We start from the raw sequence: 21718 nt of genomic DNA on the forward strand, positions 1-21718 counted from the left end.
CGCCGCGCCCCGCTATCTCTGCCCGGCGGCCTTGCGGTCCTTCGCGCCCGGCTCCTCGTGCTGGGGCAACGCGCCTCTCGGCTGCGCCTGTTCGGTCGCGCCGCTCTCCGGCGGCGGCTCCTCCTCGGACGGGGCCGCCGCGCCCGCGGCGGTGGCCTCGGCGCCGGTCTCCCGCAGCTCGAGCGAGCCCGCGGGGCCGCCGCGGCCCGACTCCTCGTACGGCCCGCCGCCGAGCGAGCCCGGCGCGCGGAGCTCGGCGTCCTTGGGGTGCGGCCCGTCGAGCCGGAAGATCCCCTTCGATTGATCGACCTCGTCGAACCGCCTGTTCTCCTGCGCCTGCGCCTCGGACCGCTGCTTGGCCTTTTGCCCCATGATCCCCTCCCTTGCCCGGCGCGCGGTGCGTCGACCGCACACACGCCCGCCTCGACCCGCGGCGTGCATGCGAGGTGCCGGACCGCGCCGGCCCCGCCCGCTCACGCCGGCCGCGCCGCGCCCTGCTCCTCCGAGGCGGCCCCCACCGCGACCGGCTGGGTGAGCTGCTCCGAGGGCGTCCCGGCGGCCATCTGCTGGGCGATGATCAGCTCCCGCGCCTGCTGCCGCAGCCCGGGGAGCCTCGCGGCGAACACCGCCGCCGCGGCGACGCAGCACGCGCCGCCCGAGGCCACGGTCGCGGGCGCGCCGATCTTGCCCGCGAGCCAGCCGGCGAGCAGCGCGCCGAGCGGGGCCATCCCCATGAACATCATCGCGTAGACCGCCATGACGCGCCCGCGGAGCGCGTCCGGCACCATCGCCTGCACGAGCGTGTTCGACCCCGCCATCTGCACCATCATCGAGAAGCCGACGGGCACGAGCAGGAGCGCCGAGAGCCAGAACGACCGCGACAGCGCGAACAGCCCGAGCGCCACCCCGAACCCCGCGCAGGCCGCGGCGACCCAGCGGCCGAGGCCCCGGAGCCGCCTCCGGCTGGCGAGGACGAGCGCGCCGAGCAGCGCACCGACGCCCGACGCGCCCATCAGGATGCCGAGCCCCTGCGCCCCCCCGCGCAGGATCCGATCGGCGAAGATCGGCATCAGCACCGCGTACGGCATCGCGGTGACGCTCACGACCCCGAGCAGGAGGAGGAGCGCGCGGATGGCCCTGGTGCGCGCGACGAACCGGAAGCCCTCGACCGTGTGGGCGAACGCGGAGCCGCGCCCGGCGGCGACCGGACGGGGCGCGACGCGCATCGCCAGGAGGCTCCCGAGCACGGCAAGGAAGCTCACCCCGTTCGCGACGAAGCACCACCCCTCGCCGATCGCGCCGACGAGGATGCCCGCCACCGCCGGGCCGAGGATCCGCGCGCCGTTGAACATCGAGGAGTTGAGCGCGATGGCGTTGGCGAGGTCCTCCCTGCCCACCATCTCGACGACGAACGCCTGCCGCGTCGGGATGTCGAAGGCGTTCACGACGCCGAGGAGCACGCTGAACCCGAGGATGTGCCGGACCTGGACGTGCCCGCTCAGGGTGAGCGCGCCGAGCCCGAAGGCGAGCGCCATCGCGGCGGACTGCGTGGCGAGCAGGATGCGGTGGCGGCTCCGCCGGTCGGCCACCGTGCCGCCGATCGGGGCGAGCAGGAAGACGGGGATCTGCGTCGCGAACCCGACGGTGCCGAGCAGCAGCGACGAGCCCGTCAGCCGGTAGACGAGCCACGACTGGGCGACCGACTGCATCCAGGTGCCGACCAGCGAGACGAGCTGGCCGGCGAAGAAGAGCTGGTAGTTCCGGTGGCGGAGCGCGCGCAACAGCGACGGGGCGGAGGCCGCCGGGCGCTCGCCACGACCCGCCGCGGGGGGCGGCTCCGCTTCAGGCTGACCCATGGCCGAAGTATGGGGCGCAGGAGGCTCGGGAACCCGGGATTCGGAGGATCCGAGCGCGGCGGGGTGAGGCGCGTGGCCTCCGGCCGGGCTCCGCCGCGGCGCGCGGATCAGCCCCCGCCCGCGTAGTTGGCGGGCCACGCCGCCGAGAGGAGGCCCCCGTCGACGGCGACGTCCTGGCCGGTGATGAACGAGGCCTTGTCGCTGAAGAGGAAGGCGACGAGCGCGGCCACCTCCTCGGGCCCGCCGACGCGGTTCATGGCGTGGAGCGACGCGGCGAAGGCGCGTCCCTGGGGATCGTCGAGGCGCCAGCCGGCCGTCGACATCTCCGACTCGACGACGCCGGGGCTCACCGCGTTGATGCGGATCCCCTTCTGCGCGTACTCGACCGCGGCGGTGCGCGTGAGCGCGACGAGGCCGGCCTTGGAGGCAGCGTAGACCGCGAGCCCGGGGAAGAAGCGCGACGCGGCCACCGACGCGCAGTTGACGATCGAGCCCCCGCCGCTCGCGAGCATGGCTTTGATCTGGTACTTCATGCACCAGAAGACGCCGCGGAGGTTCGTGTCCATGACCAGGTCGTAGTCGGCGTTGGACATGTCGGCGAGCGGCATCAAGAAGCCGGATCCGGCGTTGTTGAAGCTGCAGTCGAGGCGCCCGTAGGTCGACACCGCGGCCTTCACGAGCGCCTCGACGTCGCCCTCGACCCGCATGTCGGCGGTGACCCAGGTGATCTCCCCGCCGCGATCCTTGACGGCCGCGACGAGCTCGCGCCCCTGCGCCTCGCGCCGCGCGCTCGCGACGATTTTGGCGCCCTCGGCGGCCAGCGCGACGGCCGTCGCCCTGCCGATGCCCGAGCTCGCGCCCGTGACGATGACGACCTTGTCTTTCAGAGCTCCCATGCCTCACATCCCTCGCGAAGGTGGCCGGCGCCTCCGTGACAGGCGCCGGCGCTTGTGAAATGCAGAGTTAAGGAACAACCGTCTTCGACCGTCTGGAGCGCGAGCTGAGCGCGCAGAGCGGGCCCATGACGATGCCAAGGGCGGGCACGAAATGGAAGCGATTCCGGCGTTTTACGCGTCGTAACGCGACGCGCGCGCGACGCGCGGCATGGCTCCTTGTGCCGTGATGTCGCGCGTGCGTCGCCCTGGTTGCGCCGGGCTGCGCGGATGTGGGTCACGTCACCCTTGACCGAGGTGGCGTCGGCGCGGAGCGCGCGGCCAGGGCGGAGATGGGCTATAGGCCAGCGCCCATGAACCGACCGTACCTTATCGCCGGCGCGCTCTTCCTGGCCGGCCAGCTCTTCGCGCTCGGCTGCAGCGCCCCCAAGCCGGAGCCCGAGATCGCGTCCTCGGCCTCGCAGAGCGGCTACGCGGAGCGCTACCCGGCCGAGCTGCAGGCGACGGCCACGTCGTTCGGCGAGCGCGACGACCTCGCGAAGCGCGCCACAGCGCAGTTCGCGGGCTATCCCGATCAGCTCAAGAAGCCGGACTGGAAGCAGGTCCTCGACGTCATCGAGCAGGCGGACGCGGCGGGCCGGAGCTACGACTACGTGGAGCGCGTGCGCGCCGTCGACGGCGCGGCGGCGTTCTTCAACGACAACAAGGAGGACCTCACCCGCAAGGTGAGCGGCGCCGCGCAGTACGTCGTCAAGCAGAAGGGGTGCGACGTCGACGTCACGGGCGCCACGGCGCACGCGCTCGAGGAGGGCGTCGAGCGCCAGCTCGAGAAGTACGTCCGCGAGCGCAGCGAGGCGCACCGCCGCATCGAGCGCTACCGCGCCTCGCTCGGCAAGGAGAACGCCGCGACGCTCGAGAAGCAGGCCGACGCCGTGAGCTTCGTGAGCTACGTCGTCCACATCGACATGGTCGAGCACAAGCTCCGGCTCCGCCGGATGCTCGAGGAGATCGAGACCATCAAGAAGTCGATCGACGAGGCGGTCGAGGCGGAGCGAGCATTCCAGTCCTCTGGCCGCCGCACCGACGAGGAGAAGAAGGCGTCGGAGGCGCGCATCGAGGAGCTCGGGCGCAGCAAGGCGATGCTCGACTCGTCCGCGACCCAGGCGAAGCAGATCGACGAGACGATGGAGGAGCGCATCGCCGCGGTCCAGAAGAGCTACCGCGAGGCGATGGACCGCCTGATCGCCACCCTCCGCAAGAACGCCGGCCTGCCGGCCGAGCCCGGCGAGGGCTGATCCCCCCGTCCCGTAGGCGCTAACCAACCTTCGCGCCGCGTTCTCCTACATTCGAACGTTTACGTGGTCGTGGTCGTGGTCGTGGTCGTCAACGATAGGCCGTGAACGACCACGACCACGACCACGTAAACGACCACGTTCACGTTCAGGTTGGTGACCGATGGTGGAGGGGGAGTGGGCTTCTTCGCCCTCCTATCCCGCCCACCGCTCGGCCATCTCCAGCGTCCGCTGGTTCTCCGGTATCGTGAGGAACCGCTCCCTCCACACCGGATCGCTGATCTTCCCCGCCCTCTCCATCAACCTCTCCCTCGCCGCCGCGATCGCCGCCGCGCAGTCCGCCTCCATCCCGTTCGCCGCCAGCGCCTCCGCGTAGACGTTCCTCACCGCGGACTCCCCCTCCTCGATCGCCCCGATCGCCTGCAACATCGAGAACGCCTCCCCCGCCGCGGACAGCGCCTCGTCGAACCTCCCCAGCCCGAGCAGCGCCCTCGCCCTCGCCGCCACCGCCGCCGCGCGCAGCGGCGGCGCGCTCTGCAGGATCTCCGCCGCCGCCCTCGCCTCCTGCTCCGCCCCCTCGAAGTCCCGCGCGAGCAGCGCGATCCGCGCGAGGTACGTCCGCGCGCTCCCCTCCGTGCGCGGATCCCCGAGCCGCTGCGACAGCGCGATCGCCTCGCGCTCGGTCCGCTCCGCCTCCTCGATCCGCCCCCGGTAGCCGAGGACGTGCCCCAGGTTGCTGAGCGTCGCCACCGCGAGATCGTGCAACCCCATCCGCTCCGCGCCCGAGAGCGCGCTGCGCAGCACCTCCTCCGCGCCCGCGAAATCCCCGAGCTCCGCGTGCATGTACCCGACGTTCATGCGGAACGCGCACGCGTTGCCGCGGTCGCCCGCGCGCTCGAACGCCGCGAGCGCCGCGGACAGCCCCGCGAGGCACGCGCTGGGATCGCCGCTCACGAGCGCCCGGGCCGACCGCGCCGCGTGCAGCCGCGCCACCACCTCGACCTCCCGCTCCGCGAGATCCGTCCCGTCGCCCTCGATCGCCTCGATCAGCGCGTCCGCGAACGCGTAGCGCCCCCCGAACACGAGCAGCAGCGCCCCCTCGCCGAGGCACATGTGCTTCGCCACCAGCGCGCCCTCCGCCTCCGCCTCGGCGGCCTGCGCCGCGCTCATCCAGCGCTCCACCCGCTCGAAGCCGCCCAGCTTGCCCGCGGCCATGGCGACGTGCTTGATCGCCGAGAACCACGCCGCGGAGCCGGCGGGCAGCCGGTCCACCGCCTCGGTCCCGCGCTGCTCCGCGAGCGCGAGCTCCCCGCGCCAGACGTGCGCCTCGGCCTCCACGAGGCGCAGCGCGCCGAGCGCCTGCGCGTTCGGGCCGCACGCGACGCCGCGCTCGGCGCGCTCGATCGCCGCGGCGAGGTCCTGCGCCCGCAGCGCCTGCTCCGCCGCGCGGCAGTACGCGGCCGCGGCCCGCGACAGCTCGCCGCCGCGCTCGAAGTGCTCGCCGAGCGCCATCGCGTCCACCGCGCCCGCGCCCGCGCGCGACAGCCACTCGCCGGCGAGCCGGTGCCCGAGCCGCCGGTCGCCGTCCGTCAGCATCCCGTAGGCCGCCTCCCGCACGATCGCGTGCTGGAAGCTGTACTCCACCTCGCCGGGGAGGCTGCCCTCGCCGCGCCGGGAGATCACCTCGCGCTGCTCCAGCTCGACCAGCTTCGGCGCGACCTGCGCCCCGCCCACGAGCGCCGACACCCCGCCCTGCCAGAACGTCTGCCCGAACACGCTCGCCGCCCGCAGCGCCCGCCGCGCCTCGATGTCGAGCGCCTCGATGCGCGCCTGCACCATCGCCACCACCGTCTCGGGCAGGTCGGCGCCCTTGCCGTCCGCCACCGCGCGGAGCTGCTCCTCCAGGTAGAACGCGTTCCCGTCGGCGCGGTCGACGATCATCGCGAGGAGCTCCGGCGCGACGTCCTCGCCGAGCACCTGGCGCACCAGCCGCTCGCTCGCGCGCCGCGGCAGCCCCGACAGCTGCACCTCGTGGACGCCGCGCCCCGCCCAGAGCTTCGGGAAGAGCTCCCGCACCTCTGGCCGGCCGAGCGCGAGCACCATCAGCCGCTGATCGCCGAGGTTGCGGAGCGCCGAGTCGACGAGCAGCACGCTCGGCAGATCGCCCCAGTGCAGGTCCTCGAGCACGAGCAGCACGGGCCTCGCCGAGCACTCGGCCCTGAGGAGCTCCTCCCAGGCGACGCGGATCTGGTCGCTCATCAGCACGGGGCTGCGCCGCGCCGCCATCAGCTGCACGCTGTCGCCGTCGGGGAACGGCACGCCGACGAGCTCCCCGAGGAACGCCGCGGTGCGCGCCGATTCGGCGTGGCCGTACCGCGCGACGCGCGCGCGGAGCTTGCGCTGCCGCGCCTCGATGGGCTCGCCCTCGAAGAGGCCGATCGCGCGCCGCAGCGCCGGGGCGAGCAGCGCGAAGGCCGAGCCGGCGCTCATCGGGTCGCCGCGCCCGATCCACACCTCCAGGTCCTCGCCGCGGTCGCGGAGCCGCCGGATCAGCTCGGAGCGCAGGCGGGATTTCCCTGCGCCCGCGGGCGCGGTCACGAGCACGGCGCTCGGCGTCGACTCCTCGACGCAGTGAGAGAACGCCGCCTCCAGCAGCGCGAGCTCGCGGTCGCGCCCGACGCACGGCGTCGGCTTGCCGAGCAGGGGCGGCGTGGAGGCGAGCTCCTCGCGCTCGCCGTGCAGGCGGAGGGCGCCCGCGTCGCGGGTCACGTCGAACCGGGCGCCGAGCAGCCCTGCGGTCACCTCGTCCATGCAGACGGCGTGCGCGCCGGCGGGCGCGTGCGCGGGCGGCAGCAGGTGGACCGCGCGGTCGATGAGCTCGCCGACCGGCAGCCGCGCGGACATCTCCGCGCGGCCCGTGACGAGCGCGACCGGCACGCTGCCGAGCAGCGCGTTCAGCGCGAGCGCGCAGCGGGCGGACTGCGCCGCGAGGTCGGTCGGGGCGCCGCCGGCGGTGAGCACGATGAGCGGCGAGCGGGACTCCAGGATCTCGAGCTCGCCCTGGTAGCGCTCGGCGACGGCGATGAGCGCCTTGCTGCGCTCCAGGTCCTCCTCCTGCGAGCGCGTCGCCTCGGCGTCGCCGCTCGCGTCGCGCGCGAGCACGAGGCACATCATCTTGCGCTCGTTCGTGGTGATCTCGCCCCCGCGCAGGGTGTTCGACGGGCGGCTGCTCGCGGCGCCGACGCCCGCGTCGTCGAGCGCGAGCAGCTCCGCCGCGACCGCGTCGCCGTCGCGGGGCCGGTCCTTCGGCGGCTTCGCGAGCATGCGCGCGACGAGGTCGTCGAGCGCCTCGGGGATGTCCCCGCGCAGCTCCCGGAGCCGCGGCGGCTCCTCGAGGATGACCTTGATGAGCACCGAGAGCCCGTCGGCGCCCTGGAACGCCGAGCGCCCGGTGAGGCACTTGAAGAGCACGCAGCCGAGCGAGAAGACGTCGGCGCGGGGGTCGATGTTCGGCTCGCTGCGGGCCTGCTCCGGCGCCATGTAGCCCGGGGTGCCGAGCATCGTGCCGGGCATGGTGAGGTGCCGGTCCATGGCGCCGAGGCGCACCACGCCGAAGTCGATGAGCGTCACCCCCTCGATCGCGCCGCCCACGAGGAGCAGGTTGCTCGGCTTGAGGTCGCGGTGCACGATGCCGGCGCGGTGCACGACGCCGAGCGTCGACGCGATGCGCGACGCGAGCGCGATGCTCTCGGCGATCGTGAGCGAGCTGCGGGTGAGCCGCTCGGTCAGCGTCTCGCCGGCGAGCCACTCCATCGCGAGGTAGGGCTGCCCCGCGTCGGTCGCGCCGTGCGCGATGTAGCGCACGATGCCCGGGTGCCGCAGCGCGGTGAGCGCCTCGAGCGCCTCGACCTCGCGCGCGAACCGGATCGCCTCCTGGAGCCCTCGCCGCTGCAAGACCTTCAGCGCCACCGGCTCGTTCGTGACCAGATCGCAGGCGCGGTAGACGTCCCCCATCCCGCCCGAGCTGGCGAGGCGCTCGATCAGGAAGCGACGGTCGATGACGTCTCCCACGCGCATCTCGTCCCCGCCTTACCTGAGACCTCGCATGAGCCTGCTTACAACGGAGTAAACGAACTCGGCCCCGATCGCCAGCGACTCCGCCCGCAGCGGCCGGGCGCGGCGGTCCGCCGGCGGCTGCGAGCCCGATCGAAGTGTGAGCTGCCAAACATCGCTCATCAGCGCCAGCGTGGGGAGGGACATTTTCTCCACACCGAGGCAAAACGTCCTGTCTGCGGGGCGCGTGTCACGGGCGCGCATTGCGCTCGTCACCGCGCTTCGCGCTCGATCGCCATGGCACGACCCCTGCTGAGCTGGTGGGATCATGAAGACGAAGCTCTCCAAGAAGCAGAAAAGGAAGCTCACCAAGCTCGGCCGGAAGGTCCTTCGGCCGGTGGCCGCGGCGACGAGCCTCGCAGCGGTGTTCACGGCCGGCCTGTACAGCGGTGAGGCGAGAAACTATCTGAGCAGCGCGAAGACCGCCGTGAGCCGGAAGGTGAGGGCGTGGGCGAGCGCGCTTGGCGGTTTGAAGCTGGCCAATGGCGTATCGGGGAGAGCTCACCCCGACGTCGAGCTGGCGCAGCCGTCATGAAGCCGATGAAGAAGAAGACCCGCCGTGCCCTCCGGAAGGCGGTCAAGGCGGTGTCGGCGGCGGCCGCGATGATCGCGGTCGAGACGCTCGGCTCCGCCGCGGGCAGCCTGCTGAAGGACGCGCTGAAGAAGCGGCGGCGCGACCGCTGAGGCGCGCCGCCGCGGGCCTGCACGAGCGCCTCGCGCCTCGGGCGGTCCTGGGGTAGGTTCGGCCGGCGATGGACACCCGAACTTATTTCCAGGGCAAGAGCGTTCTCATCACCGGCGGTTCGAGCGGCATCGGGCTGTCGTTCGCGAGGCTCGTCGCGGGGTACGGCGCCGCGGTCACGCTGGTGGCGCGCCGCCGCGCCCTCCTCGACGAGGCCGCCGTGGGCATCCGGCGCGAGCACCCGTCCGCGCGGGTCGACGTCCTGGAGCTCGACATCAGCCGGGCGGACGACGTGGCGCGGGCGATGGAGTCTCGGCTCGCCGACCGGCCGATCGATCACCTCGTGAACAACGCGGGCGTGGTGATGCCGGGGCGCTTCCTCGAGCTGCCGATGGATCAGTTCAGGGGCATGATGGACGTGAACTTCTTTGGCGCCGTGCACCTGTGCAAGGCGGTGCTGCCGGCGATGGCGGCGCGCGGCAGCGGCCATGTGCTCAACGTCTCGTCGCTGGCGGGCGTGATCGGCATCTACGGGTACACGCCGTACGCGGCGAGCAAGTTCGCGCTGATCGGCTTCTCGCAGGCGCTACGCGCGGAGATGTGGCCTCACGGCGTGCGGGTGAGCGTGTGCATGCCGCCCGACACCGACACACCGCAGCTGGCGTTCGAGAACCAGTACAAGCCGGCGGAGACGAAGGCCATCGCGGGCAACGTGAAGACGCTCGAGCCGGACGCCGTGGCGCGTAGCATGGCCGACGGCATGGCGCGCGGGCGGTTCGAGATCTACCCCGACGTCGGCTCGCGGGTGAGCGCGATCGCGCAGGGGGTCGTTCCTGGGGTGGTCCGCTGGGTCTGCGACAGCGCGCAGCGGAAGGCCGGGCCGGCGGTGGGGTGAGCGCGGGAGAGCGATAGAAGGGCGGGACTCGTCGCCTGAGGTCCTCCCGCGCCGCGAGAGATCTCGCCTGATCGCCCGCACCCCGCTCTGGACCACGGCCATGGCGTGGAAGCTCACGAGCGCGGCGGTGCTCGCAGCAGCGATCGCTAGCGATCACGCCGAGGTGCTGCACGCGATGGGTGACAGCGTCCGAGCGCGGGCCATGATGCTCGAGGCCCGCGACCTCTTGCTCTCACGCGGGGCGAAGATCGAGGACCCCGAGCTCCATCGGGGCTACCTCGAGAATGTGCCCGAGAACGCGCGCATCCTCGCCCTGGCCGCTGTCTGAGAGCAAGCCGCGTCTTGAGACCGCACGAGCGTGGTCGGCTCGCGCAGGCGATTGGCAGCTCCATCAACACACGGCCTGCTTTCAGCCTGTCGAGCGCTGAAGGATGAGCTCGTCAAGCATCGAGCTCAACAACACCTGATGCGCTCACGCGGTAGGCCGCCGGCATCGCGTAGCCGATTGTCTCGCTGTCACAGCCTGGTGAGGCACGCTTGTCACCTGGGCCACACAATTCGACAACACAGCTGCATTTCTCGACAATTCCAGACACTACCATTGAACTTACACCTGGCATCACCCGTGAATAAGCAGCGACACGAGGACGAAATAGTCTTCAGCAGAGCGCGTGAGCGCCGGACAAATACGATCATCTAGAGGGCGCGCATGCATTTATGCACCGCGCGTGCAGGACGGCTCCATCACCGGAGCCCGCTCGATGAAGCATCGCAGATTCGATACCGGCGCGATGGCGCCGGATGGCGGCCACAGGTCGAGCTCGATCGAAACAGGCGCGCATCGGAGAATGCCGAGCCGCCCGACGATACGATCGGCTGAACAGCACAGTGACAGGCGGATGACAGACCGGCGCTCTGCGCTCTGAGCAAAAATAACAGCAAACCGAAACCCAATTTTCGAGGACATACAAGATGAAGCCTCTCAAGTCTCGCGTTCTCTCGGGCGTTGGCGCTGCTCTCGTCGCTCTCAGCGTGTCGACCACCGCGCTGGCGAGCTATGAAGTCCCGTCCGCCTCCGACTTTCCGGACTACGGCAACTTGACCGGCGCGCTCGTGGCCATCCCCGTCCTGATCACGGATGTCCTGGATCTGAATGACGAGGTCATCGACGTCGACAGCATCAAGATCGTGTACCTCGATGACATCCTCACGGGCGACCAGCTCGTGAACGTGAACAAGACGCTGAACAACCTCATCGTGAACCTCCAGATCCTCAACCTGCAGAACGTGCTGGAGGACGTCGACGTCGCCAACGGGATCAAGGTCGGCGACGTCCTCAGCAACAACGACGTCGACGTCAGCGATGTCGTCGCGGTCAAGGTGTTCGACGTCGAAGGCGTCAAGAAGCTGCTGGTGTTCGTCAAGTAGGGCTGCTCGCTCGCCCCACCTCGCGCCAGGCATCGATACGGACATCGTAAAGCATCGCCGGTGATCAGCCCTCGATGGCGGCTGGAGATCTGGCGCGCACCGCCACAGCGCGCCAGATCGCGCCTGCTCGACCTCCATCGCCTGGCCCCCCCCGACAACCCGGCGGCTTCCGGGGCTTCCACCGACAGCCTCCTTCTGGTACGTGGGGCCGTCGCCCGGGGCCCTGGCTCCGGAGCGGCCCTTCAGACCGAGGCTCGGCCGAGGAGATCCGCACCCGTGCTAAGGAACACACGCCGCGTCGCCGCGCTCCCGCTGTGCATCGCCCTGCTGGCCGGCGCGGCGGAGGGTCGCGCCGAGGCCCCTTCGGAGGCGGTCGCCCGGCTCATGACGCAGGCGAACGCGGCCGCTCGAGAGGATCGGCTCGCCGACTCGCGCGACCTGTGGATGGCGGTCTGGCGGCTGGAGCGCGCCCAGGTCGCCGCGTGCAACATCGGGGCGCTGTCGCTCCGGCTCGGCGACGCGCCGGCCGCCGTGCGCTGGCTGTCGCTCTGCCAGGAGATCATGCGCGCGCCCAGGACGCCCGCGGAGCGCGCGCTCGTCGCGTCGCGGCTCAGCGACCTGGCCCGCGCGCGGCAGCTCGCCGGCGAGCTCCACGTGGTCGCCCCCGCGGGCTCGAAGATCACGATCGACGGCGCGCCCGCCGAGCTCGAGGGCGACAAGCCCATCCCCGTCGCCCCCGGCCACCACGTGGTGCGCGCCGTGCTGGACGGCAACGTCGCGACGGCCGAGATCGACGTGCCGCGCGGCGAGGCGCGGGAAGTCGTGCTCACCTTCGCTGCCCGGCCCGCCGGCGTCCCTGCGCCGCCCCCAGGCCTCCCGGCGGCGCCCGCAGGCGCGCCGGCGCCGCCCCCCGGCCCCCGCGCCTCCCCCCTCGCCCCCCCGCCTCCCCGGCCCGGGCCGCGGCCGGAGCTCGTCGCCGGCGGCTTCGGGCTCTCCGCCACCCTGGCGGCGATCGGCGGCGTGATGCTCGTCGGCGCGGAGAAGAAGGACGACGCGGGCGACACCGCCGCGCTCTCCGCGGGGCCGAACCGTTGCTTCCGGCTGACCCAGCCGGTTTGCCAGCAGTCGGCGTCGGCCTACGACGACGCGATCGCCTACCGGGGCGTGGGCATCGCCGGCCTCATCGCGGGAGGGGCCGTCCTGGCCGCCACGCTCGGTTACACGTTCTATCCGCGCGGGCCGGCAGAGATCACGGTGTCGGCCAACGGGCTTACGCTGACGAGCACGTTTTGATGTGCGCTTCGACCTTGCCCCTGCTCTGATCGAAGGACGCTTCGCACGCTGCGCGATCTTGCGAAAACTTGCGTGACGGCGGCCGCCTGACCGCGGCATACTGCGCCCCGAGACGACCTGGCAAACGACACCCCGGCGGATTGGGGCCGCCTGGGTGCCGGCGCCACAGCCTCGTGCCGGAGGACTGGACGCATGGGTAGACCCATCGCGCGTTGTGCTGCTGCTCTGCTCTTTCTCATCACCTCGGCGACCTTCTTTGCGTGCGGCGACGGGCCCTACGTGGGTGGAAGGTGCGCGACCACGGACCACTGCCAGTCGGACCAGCAGAATGTGCCAGGCACGATCTGCATCGATGAGCACTGCGAGTGTGGCGAGCCGGGGAAGGTCATCTGCTGCGCGCGCGGTGACGACACGCCGGACTGCTTCGAGGAGTGCCGGACCTGCGACGAGTGCGCCGAGGGCACGGAGGAGTGCTCGGGGGTGCCGGTTCCGCCCGGGAGCTGCGAGGGCGACGCGGAGTGCCCCGGCCCGCCGGACCCGCGGTGCGGGGTCGGGAGGTGCGCGGACGGCGCGTGCGTCGTGGAGATCGAGCAAGGCCCGATCGCCTCGCAGATCCGCGGCGACTGCAAGGTCGAGGAGTGCACGGCCGACGGCCGCGTGGTCAGCGTAGCGGCCGTCGACCCCTACGACGACGGCAACCAGTGCACCCTCGACGCCTGCGACATCGACGATCCGCGACATCTCCTGTTGGATGGCGTCGCATGTCCCGCCTCGGGCGCCGGACGATGCCATGAGGGCGCGTGCGTGCAGTGCGTGGACACAGACCCGACGCTGCTGTGCCCTGGCGGGCTCGCGTGTGATGGTGTCTGGTGCGTGCCGGAGCACTGCGTGAACGGTGCGCGAGATGACGGGCTCCGCGAAACAGGATTGGACTGCGGCGGTTCATGCCGTCCCTGCCCATCGAGCGAGCGCTGCGAGGCCGCCACGGACTGTGAGAGCGGCGTGTGCACGAACGGAAGCTGCATGATCCCGACGTGCAGCGACGGGATAAAGAACGGCCTCGAGGCCGGCGTCGACTGCGGCAAGCTATGGTGCCCGCGCTGCCCGGTGGGCGGGGGCTGCGAGACCGGCGCAGACTGCCTGAGCGGCGTGTGCTGGAGCGGCATCTGCGAGGCGCCCACCTGCACCGACGGCGTGAAGAACGGCGACGAGGCCGGCGTCGACTGCCGCGGCGCGGCTTGCGCCGCGGCGTGCCCCGGGTGATCGCGCCGCACGCAGGAGGCCGACGACGACCATGAGCTTCCAGGAGAGCGCGCTGCCCGGTAGGACCTCGCCGCCAGGCTCGTCGACGAGTTGCTTCATCGCGCCGGCCTGCGGGTCGATCCCCGCTCGGACGGCGGCGCTCTCACGCTCTCCATCTCGCGATCTCCCTGACCGTCGTTGATCCCTGAGTCCCTCGGGATCCCACGGGCGCCTCCACCACCGCGCCGTCCGCCAAGTACAAGCGCTCAGGCCACACGAGCTCACCTGAGACGCCGCCATCCCCGTCGTCAGGGCCAGACGCCGCCCCCTACGAACGCGCTGCCGCCGATCAGGGCGCTCCCGCTTGCCTGTCGCGGCCACGGCGCCGCATGGACACGGCCAACGCCCGCGCAAGCACCTCGTGCAGGCGATGACGGCGTTCGTGTGGAAACACGGAATCAGCGAAGCACCAGGGGAGGACAGGGCCGAAAATGACGAGCAAGATCATCTTCAAGTATGCCGCGCTGTGGACATGCACCGCACTTGGCGCGCGATCGCTCACCGGTTGTGTCGTCGACAGCTCATCTTACAACGAGACACCGCAGGACGGAGCCCCGTCAGAGGCTATCCCGGCCCAGAGCGCCCTCAGCCGCGCGCCGCAGGGGGACCTCGCCACTGCAGTGTCCTGGTCTGACTTCCCTCACGTCTGCGACTTCGGCTTCCTCGGGGGCGCGGCGTGCGACCAGTACTGCAAGAGCCAAAGGCACGCATTGTGCGGCTATTGCGAATGGAATGACACCGAGCGTAGAAATCAGTGTCAATGCCAGTCGGATCCTCAGCGCTGCTCCCAATAGCCGTCGCTCCGCGATGTCCCTGAGGCGTCTCGACCTCCGGGAGCCCATCTCCAGCAGGGCCCTCCGTCAGGTCACCCCGGGCCGCGGTTCCCCAGGGTGGGCCGCCGCGGATCAAACGCCACGCTGCACCCCCACATCATGAGCTCATGTCGCCCCCGCTCCCTGGAGCAGGTGGGTTCGCACACGACCCGCGACCCTGAGGTGCTCGAAACTCGGACACGTTGCCCCGACTTTTCCGTTTGGGTCGTTCACGCGAGGCGCGACATCGACGGGGTACGTCCGCTAACCTCGCCTCGGGGGATTCCTGTGTCGCGGCTCAGCGACATCGAGATCGACACGCTTTTCGCAGGCAAGGCGGGGAGAACTGCCGTGAAAGACAAGAATCGTTTCTGGAAGCTAGCGTTTGCAGCGCTCGCCGTGCTGTCCATGACATGGATCGCCGGCTGCGCTCAGGGGGGCGGAGACGAGGCGGCCAAGGGCCACGACGGCGACGGCAAGAGCGCCCCGACGACAGCCAAGGTCGTCAAGCTCGCCTTCGTGACGAGCGGGACGAGCGAGTTCTGGCGGATCGCGGGGGCCGGAGTCCACAAGTACGAGCAAGAGGCGAAGATTCAAGTGGACATCAAGGCGCCGCCGAACGGCACGCCCGAGGAGCAGAACCAGATCCTGGAGAGCCTCGCCAGCCAGGGATACGACGCCGTCGCCGTGACCGTCCTGGCGCCGAACGATCAGGTCGCCGTGCTCAACAGGGTCGCCGAGAAGGTCAAGCTGATCACGTTCGACTCCGACGCCCCGAAGTCGAACCGGCTGCTCTACATCGGCACGAACAACTACGAGGCCGGCAAGGCGCTCGGCAACGAGATCGTGAAGATCCTGCCGAACGGCGGGAAGATGGCCGTCTTCGTCGGCATGTTCGCGGTCGACAACGCGACCCAGCGCCTCAAGGGCATCCAGGACGTGGTCACCGCCCACGACATCCAGATCGTCGACAAGCGCGAGGACAACGCCGATCGCGCCAAGGCGCGCGCGAACGTCGAAGACATCATCAACGCCCACCCGGACCTCAACGTCGCGACCGGCCTCTGGTCGTACAACGGGCCGGCCATCATCGCGGCCGTCGAGGCGCTCGGGAAGAAGGGCAAGGTCATCCCGGCCGTGTTCGACGAGGAGGACGCGACGCTCAGCGGCATCGAGAACGGCACCGTGGCGTGCACCGTCGTGCAGAAGCCGTTCCAGTTCGGCTACCTGTCGAGCAAGTGGATGCACGAGCTCGCGACGAAGGGCGACGCGGCCATGGCCGCCATCCCCAAGGACAAGATGGTCGACACCGGCGTCGACGTGATCCGCAAGGAGAACGTGGCGGAGTTCAAGGCCAAGCTCGTGGAGCTGAAGAAATAGCCTCCTTTATCCGGCGGCTCGATCGGGGGCGCCCCCCTCGATCGAGCCCCGCGGTCCCGACCGATGACGTCGACTCCCGATCTCCCACCCCTGCTCGCGATGCGCGGGATCGTCAAGCGGTTCCCGGGCGTCACCGCGCTCTCAGGGGTGTCGCTCTCGCTCCGCGCCGGCGAGGTGCTCGCGCTCGTGGGAGAGAACGGCGCCGGCAAGAGCACGCTCATGAAGATCCTCGGAGGCGCTTGCCCGCCCGACGAGGGGCAGATCTTCCTCGACGGGGCGCCCGTGTCGCTGAGCGGGGTGCGCGCGGCCAAGCGCCTCGGCGTCGCGCTGATCCATCAGGAGCTGATGCTCGCGCCGAACCTCGACATCGCCGCGAACGTCTTCCTCGGGAGCGAGGGGCGCGAGGGGTGCGAGGCGCTGACCCCCCGCCTGCTGGCCCCGCTCCGGCGCGGTGAGCTGAACGCGAGGGCGGCGGCGCTGCTCGCGCGCGTCGGCCTCCCGCTGCCGCCGACGACGCCCGTGTCGGCGCTCACCGCGGGGCAGCGGCAGATGGTCGAGATCGCCAAGGCCCTCTCGGCCAGCGCGCGCATCCTCGTCATGGACGAGCCGACCTCGTCGCTCACCGCCGGCGAGTCGAGGGAGCTCTTCGCGATCGTGGAGCGGCTCCGCGCCGGCGGGATCGGCGTCATCTACATCTCTCACCGCATGGACGACGTGCTGAGCCTGGCCGATCGCATCGCCGTGCTGCGCGACGGGCGGCACGTCGGCGAGCTTGCGCGGGCCGAGGCGACGCACGACAGGATCGTCTCCCTGATGGTCGGGCGGGAGCTCAGCGGCCGCTACTTCCCGGAGAGGAGCGCGCGCCCGCGGCAGGAGCCCGCGCTCGAGGTCCGCGACCTCGTCGTCCCCGGCGCGCCCGCGGGCGTGAGCTTCACGGCGCTGCGCGGGGAGATCCTCGGCTTCGCGGGGCTGGTCGGCTCGGGGCGCACCGAGCTGATGCAGGCGATCTTCGGCGCGACCCGGGCGCTCGGCGGCACGATGACGCTCGCAGGAGAACCTTATGCGCCGCAGACGACGCGCGACGCGATCGACCGCGGCGTGTGCCTCGCGCCGGAGGATCGCAAGCGGCACGGGCTCGTGCTCCCCATGACCGTCGTCGAGAACGCGTCGCTGCCGGGCCTCGCCCGCTTCGCCCGCGCCTTCTGGCTCGACCGCGCCGCCGAGCGCCGCGCCGCGCGCGCCGAGGTCGACCGGCTCCGCATCAAGACGCCGACGCTCGATCAGCGATCGGTGAACCTCTCCGGCGGCAACCAGCAGAAGGTCGTCCTCGGGAAATGGCTGTCGATGGACCCTCGCGTCCTCCTCCTGGACGAGCCGACGCGCGGCATCGACGTCGGCGCCAAGGCCGAGATCTACAGGCACATGGCCGCGCTCGCCGCGGAAGGGATCACGCTCTTGATGGTCAGCTCGGACATGGAGGAGGTGCTCGGCATGAGCGATCGCGTGGTCGTCATGCACGAGCGCCGGATCACGGGCGTGCTCCCGCGCGAAGGGCTGACGCAGCAGCGCGTCGCCGCGCTGATGACGGGGAGCGCGAGGGGCGCGGAAGGGGACGTGGAAAGCGCGGTGACCGCATGAGACGTGAGCTGGGCATGAGCCTCGTGCTCTTCCTGATGTGCGCGGGGCTCTGGATCTCCAACCCCGACTTCCTCGGGCAATCGAACGTCGTCAACACCACGCGGCAGATCGCGATGCTCGGCATCTTCGCGATGGGCATGGGGTTCGTCATCATCACCGGCGGCATCGACCTGTCGATCGGCTCGGTGATCGGCCTCACCGGCGTCCTGCTCGCCAAGATCTCGTCCTCGGGGATGGGGTGCCTGGGCTACCCGCTCTGGGTCGGCATCCCAGCGGCGCTCGCCGCCGCGGTGCTGGTGGGGCTCGCGCAGGGGCTGCTCATCACGCGGCTCAAGCTGCAGCCGTTCGTCGTCACGCTCGGCGGCATGCTCCTCGTGCGCGGCGTCTCGCAGACGGTGGCGGAGGGCGGAACGCTGAGCTTCGGCGACTCGCCGTTCCTCGGCCTCGCCAACGGCGGGCTGCTGCGCGTGGGAGGCGACGCGCTCATCCCCTACCCGCTCGTCATCTTCCTCGTGGTGCTCGCCGCCGGCGCGTACGTGCTGCACTTCACCGTGCTCGGGCGCTACATGTACGCGATCGGGGGCAACCGCGAGGCCGCCGAGTACTCGGGCATCGACGTGCGCCGGGTGGAGGTCTCGACGTACGTCATCTCGTCGGCCACGGGCGGGATCGCGGGCGTCTGCTACGCGTCCTACATCGGCCAGATGTCGCAGCAGGTCGGGATTGGCTACGAGCTCTACGCGATCGCAGCCGCCGTGCTCGGAGGCTGCTCGCTGCGCGGCGGCGAGGGCAGCGCGCTCGGGGTCCTCATCGGCTCTGCCCTCATGCGGGTCATCGACAACGGCATCAACATGTTCCAGATCCGCCACAGCGACGACGGCGTGCCGCGCGTCTGGCGCCTCGACCCGAACTGGACGTTCATCATCATCGGCGCCGTCATCCTCGTGGCCGTCGTCTTCGACCAGGTGGTGCACGTCGCCCAGGGGCAGCGGCGCGCCGGGCGCGCCGGCGAGGCGAAGACCGCCGGGCCGCGCCCCATCGAGGCGCCGCCCGCCGGGGCGGAGTAGCCGCCGCGCGGTCAGCCGCGCTTCGCCTCGCGGCGGCGCACCCTCGAGAGCGCATGGCGGAAGCCGCTCGCCAGGTTGGCGTGCGTCACCATCGAGCCGACGTCCAGGCCTTGCCGGACCATCATCTGCGCGGCCTCCGGCCGGATGCCGACGAGCACCGCCTCGGCGCCGAGCAGCGCGGCCGCCTGCGCCGCCTCGACGAGCCGGGACGCCGCCGTCGCGTCGACGAACGCCATGCCGGTGACGTCGATCAGCACGACGTGCGCGCGCTTCGCGTCGATCTCGCGGAGCATCGACGCGATGAAGTCGCCGGAGCGCTGGGCATCCATGACGCCCACGACGGGCATCACGAGGATGCCGTCCGCGATGGGCACCACGGGGCTCGAGAGCTCGCGGATCGTCTGGAGCATCGCCGCTTGCTGCAGGTTGGCGCGCTCGAGCTCCTCGCTCCGCGCGGAGATGCGGCGGAGCAGGCGGGCGTTCTCGACGCCGATCGCCACCGTGCCGGCGACGCGGACCAGGAACGCCACGTCGCCCGTGCCGCACGCCTCCCTGCGAGCGCTGCTCAGGACGAGGGCGCCGAGGACGTTGCCGCGGCCTTGCAGCGGCACCGCGATGGCCGTGCGCGCGCCGTCGTGCGCGGCGGGCAGGGCGGCGTCCGCGCCACCCTCGGCGGGGTCGATCACGACCGGGCGGCCCGACGCGATCGCACGGCGCACGAGCGAGCGCGCCGGGATCGAGACCTGGTCCTCGACGACGGAGCTCGAGGGGGGCGAGAGCCCGATCATCATGACCTCGATGGCAGGGGCGACGGGCGCGATCCGACCGCCGTTCCCGGCCGCGGCCCGGCGGGCGGCCTCGAGAGAGAGGTAATCGCTCAGCGTCGTGGACCACGGCGTCTGCTCGAGGGTGACGCAATCGACGCGGGTGTGGAGGACACGGGAAGGCGGCAGCTCGACGAGGGTCGGCCCGACGCCGCGCGTGATCATCCGGTGGATCGTCTCGATGGCGCGGAAGCCCATGTCGTCCTCGCGCTGGACGATCGTCGCGTGGATCGCCCCCTGCCGGAGCAGGGCGACCGTGCGGGCGACGAGATCGAAGCCGACGATCTTGAGATCTCCGGCCCTGCCGAGGGCTCGCGCCGCGCGGCCCCAGGACGGCCCGTTGTCCGCCGCCGCGCCGAAGGCGCCCGCGACGTCGGGCCGCCCCTCCAGCGCCGCCGTGGCGAGCCTCGTCCCGGCCTCCTGATCCCAGTCGCACGGGATCGTCGGCAGCACCGTGAGGTTCGACCCGAGCGCCGCGACGCGGAAGCCCTCGACGCGCTCGCGGATGTTCAGCGCGAGCCCCACGGCGCCGAGGGACGCGACGACGCCGCCGCCCGGGAGCAGCCGCTTCATCACCTCGGCCGCCAGCCTGCCCGACGCCACGTTGTCCGTCCCGATGTAGAGCGGCGCCCGGCTGCCCGGGACCGGAGGCGTGTCGATCACGACGACCGGGATGTCCACCTCGGCCGCCCGCCTGAACGCCTCCTCCGCGCTCTCGGGGTTGCTGGGCGCGACGATGATGCCGGACATGCGCCGGTCGATCGCCTCATCGAGCAGGGCGCGCTGAGAGCCGTCGCCGTCGCCGCCATGGCCGGTCCGCCAGTCGATGGAGACGCCGAGGGGCCGCGCGGCGCTGTCCGCGCCGGCGCGGATGTTCTGGAAGTAGGTCGTCGGCTCCGACGCCGGGGCCCGGTAGACGCGGGCGCAGAGGTCGCCCTGCGCGAGCCCGGGGCCGTCCCCGACGCGGTCCTCCTCGAGCAGCCAGATCTCCACCGTGTTCCAGCTCGGATCGAGCTGCACGCTCTTGATGCCGTGAGCGATGGTCTCGATGAGGTCGTGCAGCGCGAGCGTCGTGCCCACCGCGTGGAGCAGCCGCTCGAACAGGCGGATCTCCTGCGCCGCGCTCGCCTTGTCGTCATAGAGCCTGTGCCGCTCCAGCGCATCTCCGGCCGTGCCCGCGAGGACCTCGATCGTGGCGCGGCGCTCCTCGCCCGGAGACTCCATGGTGGCCTGCTCGATGGCGAGATAGCCGGCCGGCTCGCCGCACAGCTGGATGGGCGCGACCAGCACCCCGGCGCCTTCGGGGACGCCGCAGCCCGCCCCGAGCGCGAAAGGCAGGTACGTCCGGTACCACGCCCGCGCATCGACGATGCGGCTCGCGTGCGCGCCGTCAGAAGGCGCCGCCGTGCCGGGCGCGCCCCCCTCGACCTCCACGCCGACCGGAACGCGCGAGGAGACCCCAGGTGGCGCGTCGAACCCGACCAGCGCTCGGGCCACGAAGCGGTCGCCCTCGCGGAGCAGCAGGCTCCCGCGCGGCGCGTGCGGGAGGACGGCCATGGCCCGCCGCACGATCTGCTGGAGGACGGCGAGGAGGTCGGGTACCTGACGCATGCGGATCGTTCGACGATCTCGCCTGGATCCAGGCGGCCTTCAACAACTTCGCGCGAGATCGATCGATCGGGTCAATCGGGCGTCGGAAGAGATTGCGCGGCCGAGACGCGGCGCGGCTCGCGCCGGTTACGGCGACACCGCCGAGCCGAACCGATCGAGCGCGCCAGCGGAGCCGAAAGCGACATCGACGCGCTGGCTGCCGGGCACATGCGCCGACACCGCGCGTCGATGAGCGCAAGCGTGGTGCGTCGCGACGGCGTCGCCGCCGGCAAGGAACCGCTCACGACATCGACTCATGACGACGCGATCACGAGCTGGGCGCTCGTGGCACAAACAGGCAGCGACCTCCGCCCGCTTCGCGGGGAGCGCGCCGGCCCGCGTCACCCCGGCAGCCGAAGGCCCGCCCCGCTGGCGCCGACCCCGAGCCCCTGTCAGCCCACGGCAACGAGCAGTGCCCGCGCGGGCCCCGAGCCGCGCCGGGCGCTCCCCCAGCAGCGCTGCCGCAGGCGCGCAGGTTGCAGGGAAAGCGCAAAGATCTCGGGGAGCGGCCATGGATTCAGCTTGCGGACGCCGGCGAAATTTGTGTCATTATTGCGTGGTTACCGTAACAACTTTGCGACGCGTAGCAGCGC

At 71.6% G+C, this 21718-nt stretch carries 16 protein-coding genes; 11 read left to right on the plus strand and 5 right to left on the minus strand.

Annotated elements, in window-relative coordinates; all coding sequences use genetic code 11:
- Positions 1-12: 12 nt before the first annotated feature.
- From WMF12_RS24560 to WMF12_RS24570, 3 genes are all read right to left on the minus strand, one after another.
- The gene (locus WMF12_RS24560; protein ID WP_437849437.1) at positions 13-372 is read right to left on the minus strand and encodes a hypothetical protein; all 360 of its coding nucleotides are present in this window, start codon (positions 370-372) and stop codon (positions 13-15) included.
- A gap of 101 nt (positions 373-473) precedes the next feature.
- Positions 474-1856, minus strand: coding sequence for an MFS transporter (locus tag WMF12_RS24565; RefSeq protein WP_437849438.1), 1383 nt, complete (start codon positions 1854-1856; stop codon positions 474-476).
- Between the two features lie 107 nt (positions 1857-1963).
- Complete coding sequence (locus WMF12_RS24570; RefSeq protein ID WP_437849440.1) at positions 1964-2752, minus strand: SDR family NAD(P)-dependent oxidoreductase; 789 nt, start codon at positions 2750-2752, stop codon at positions 1964-1966.
- Positions 2753-3102: 350 nt separating this feature from the next.
- On the opposite strand from WMF12_RS24570, the gene WMF12_RS24575 reads away from it, so the two are divergent.
- Complete coding sequence (locus tag WMF12_RS24575) at positions 3103-4044, plus strand: hypothetical protein (protein ID WP_437849442.1); 942 nt, start codon at positions 3103-3105, stop codon at positions 4042-4044.
- Positions 4045-4236: 192 nt separating this feature from the next.
- Here the strand turns inward: WMF12_RS24575 and WMF12_RS24580 are convergent, their stop codons facing one another.
- Positions 4237-8118 (minus strand): serine/threonine-protein kinase, encoded by a 3882-nt coding sequence (locus tag WMF12_RS24580; protein WP_437849444.1) that lies wholly within the window; start codon positions 8116-8118, stop codon positions 4237-4239.
- Positions 8119-8422: 304 nt separating this feature from the next.
- On the opposite strand from WMF12_RS24580, the gene WMF12_RS24585 reads away from it, so the two are divergent.
- The 10 genes from WMF12_RS24585 to WMF12_RS24630 all read left to right on the plus strand — a co-directional run bounded on the left by WMF12_RS24585 (position 8423) and on the right by WMF12_RS24630 (position 18651).
- On the plus strand, positions 8423-8689 hold the full coding sequence (locus WMF12_RS24585; RefSeq protein ID WP_437739084.1) for a hypothetical protein: 267 nt from the start codon (positions 8423-8425) through the stop codon (positions 8687-8689).
- A gap of 5 nt (positions 8690-8694) precedes the next feature.
- Positions 8695-8838 carry a hypothetical protein gene (locus tag WMF12_RS24590; protein WP_437849446.1) on the plus strand — a complete coding sequence of 48 codons (144 nt, stop codon included), beginning with the start codon at positions 8695-8697 and terminating at the stop codon, positions 8836-8838.
- Between the two features lie 68 nt (positions 8839-8906).
- The gene (locus WMF12_RS24595) at positions 8907-9731 is read left to right on the plus strand and encodes an SDR family oxidoreductase (RefSeq protein ID WP_437292584.1); all 825 of its coding nucleotides are present in this window, start codon (positions 8907-8909) and stop codon (positions 9729-9731) included.
- Positions 9732-9831: 100 nt separating this feature from the next.
- A complete protein-coding gene (locus WMF12_RS24600; protein WP_437849449.1) occupies positions 9832-10059 on the plus strand; it encodes a hypothetical protein in 228 nt (75 codons plus the stop codon).
- A gap of 704 nt (positions 10060-10763) precedes the next feature.
- Positions 10764-11159 carry a hypothetical protein gene (locus tag WMF12_RS24605; RefSeq protein ID WP_437849451.1) on the plus strand — a complete coding sequence of 132 codons (396 nt, stop codon included), beginning with the start codon at positions 10764-10766 and terminating at the stop codon, positions 11157-11159.
- A gap of 276 nt (positions 11160-11435) precedes the next feature.
- The gene (locus tag WMF12_RS24610; protein WP_437849453.1) at positions 11436-12452 is read left to right on the plus strand and encodes a hypothetical protein; all 1017 of its coding nucleotides are present in this window, start codon (positions 11436-11438) and stop codon (positions 12450-12452) included.
- A gap of 192 nt (positions 12453-12644) precedes the next feature.
- Positions 12645-13715, plus strand: coding sequence for a hypothetical protein (locus tag WMF12_RS24615; RefSeq protein ID WP_437849454.1), 1071 nt, complete (start codon positions 12645-12647; stop codon positions 13713-13715).
- A 1202-nt stretch (positions 13716-14917) separates the two neighbouring features.
- Positions 14918-15946: a substrate-binding domain-containing protein gene (locus tag WMF12_RS24620; RefSeq protein ID WP_437849456.1), complete on the plus strand. Its 1029-nt coding sequence runs from the start codon at positions 14918-14920 to the stop codon at positions 15944-15946.
- 63 nt (positions 15947-16009) lie between these two features.
- On the plus strand, positions 16010-17584 hold the full coding sequence (locus WMF12_RS24625; protein ID WP_437849458.1) for a sugar ABC transporter ATP-binding protein: 1575 nt from the start codon (positions 16010-16012) through the stop codon (positions 17582-17584).
- The gene (locus WMF12_RS24630) at positions 17581-18651 is read left to right on the plus strand and encodes an ABC transporter permease (protein ID WP_437849460.1); all 1071 of its coding nucleotides are present in this window, start codon (positions 17581-17583) and stop codon (positions 18649-18651) included. Before WMF12_RS24625 ends, WMF12_RS24630 begins: the two co-directional genes overlap by 4 nt.
- Positions 18652-18662: 11 nt before the next feature.
- Here WMF12_RS24630 and WMF12_RS24635 read toward each other — a convergent pair whose 3' ends face one another.
- Entirely contained in the window at positions 18663-21086 is a 2424-nt protein-coding gene (locus tag WMF12_RS24635) for a substrate-binding domain-containing protein (RefSeq protein ID WP_437849462.1), read from the minus strand.
- Between the last annotated feature and the right edge of the window lie 632 nt (positions 21087-21718).

The organism is Sorangium sp. So ce363 (genome assembly GCF_051520435.1).
Lineage (GTDB): Bacteria > Myxococcota_A > Polyangia > Polyangiales > Polyangiaceae > Sorangium > Sorangium cellulosum_B.

Coding starts and splice junctions, on each gene's coding strand:
- WMF12_RS24560 (WP_437849437.1), bottom strand. CDS start 372: ATGGGGCAAAAGGCCAAGCAGCGGTCCGAGGCGCAGGCGCAGGAGAAC.
- WMF12_RS24565 (WP_437849438.1), bottom strand. CDS start 1,856: ATGGGTCAGCCTGAAGCGGAGCCGCCCCCCGCGGCGGGTCGTGGCGAG.
- WMF12_RS24570 (WP_437849440.1), bottom strand. CDS start 2,752: ATGGGAGCTCTGAAAGACAAGGTCGTCATCGTCACGGGCGCGAGCTCG.
- WMF12_RS24575 (WP_437849442.1), top strand. CDS start 3,103: ATGAACCGACCGTACCTTATCGCCGGCGCGCTCTTCCTGGCCGGCCAG.
- WMF12_RS24580 (WP_437849444.1), bottom strand. CDS start 8,118: ATGCGCGTGGGAGACGTCATCGACCGTCGCTTCCTGATCGAGCGCCTC.
- WMF12_RS24585 (WP_437739084.1), top strand. CDS start 8,423: ATGAAGACGAAGCTCTCCAAGAAGCAGAAAAGGAAGCTCACCAAGCTC.
- WMF12_RS24590 (WP_437849446.1), top strand. CDS start 8,695: ATGAAGAAGAAGACCCGCCGTGCCCTCCGGAAGGCGGTCAAGGCGGTG.
- WMF12_RS24595 (WP_437292584.1), top strand. CDS start 8,907: ATGGACACCCGAACTTATTTCCAGGGCAAGAGCGTTCTCATCACCGGC.
- WMF12_RS24600 (WP_437849449.1), top strand. CDS start 9,832: ATGGCGTGGAAGCTCACGAGCGCGGCGGTGCTCGCAGCAGCGATCGCT.
- WMF12_RS24615 (WP_437849454.1), top strand. CDS start 12,645: ATGGGTAGACCCATCGCGCGTTGTGCTGCTGCTCTGCTCTTTCTCATC.
- WMF12_RS24625 (WP_437849458.1), top strand. CDS start 16,010: ATGACGTCGACTCCCGATCTCCCACCCCTGCTCGCGATGCGCGGGATC.
- WMF12_RS24630 (WP_437849460.1), top strand. CDS start 17,581: ATGAGACGTGAGCTGGGCATGAGCCTCGTGCTCTTCCTGATGTGCGCG.
- WMF12_RS24635 (WP_437849462.1), bottom strand. CDS start 21,086: ATGCGTCAGGTACCCGACCTCCTCGCCGTCCTCCAGCAGATCGTGCGG.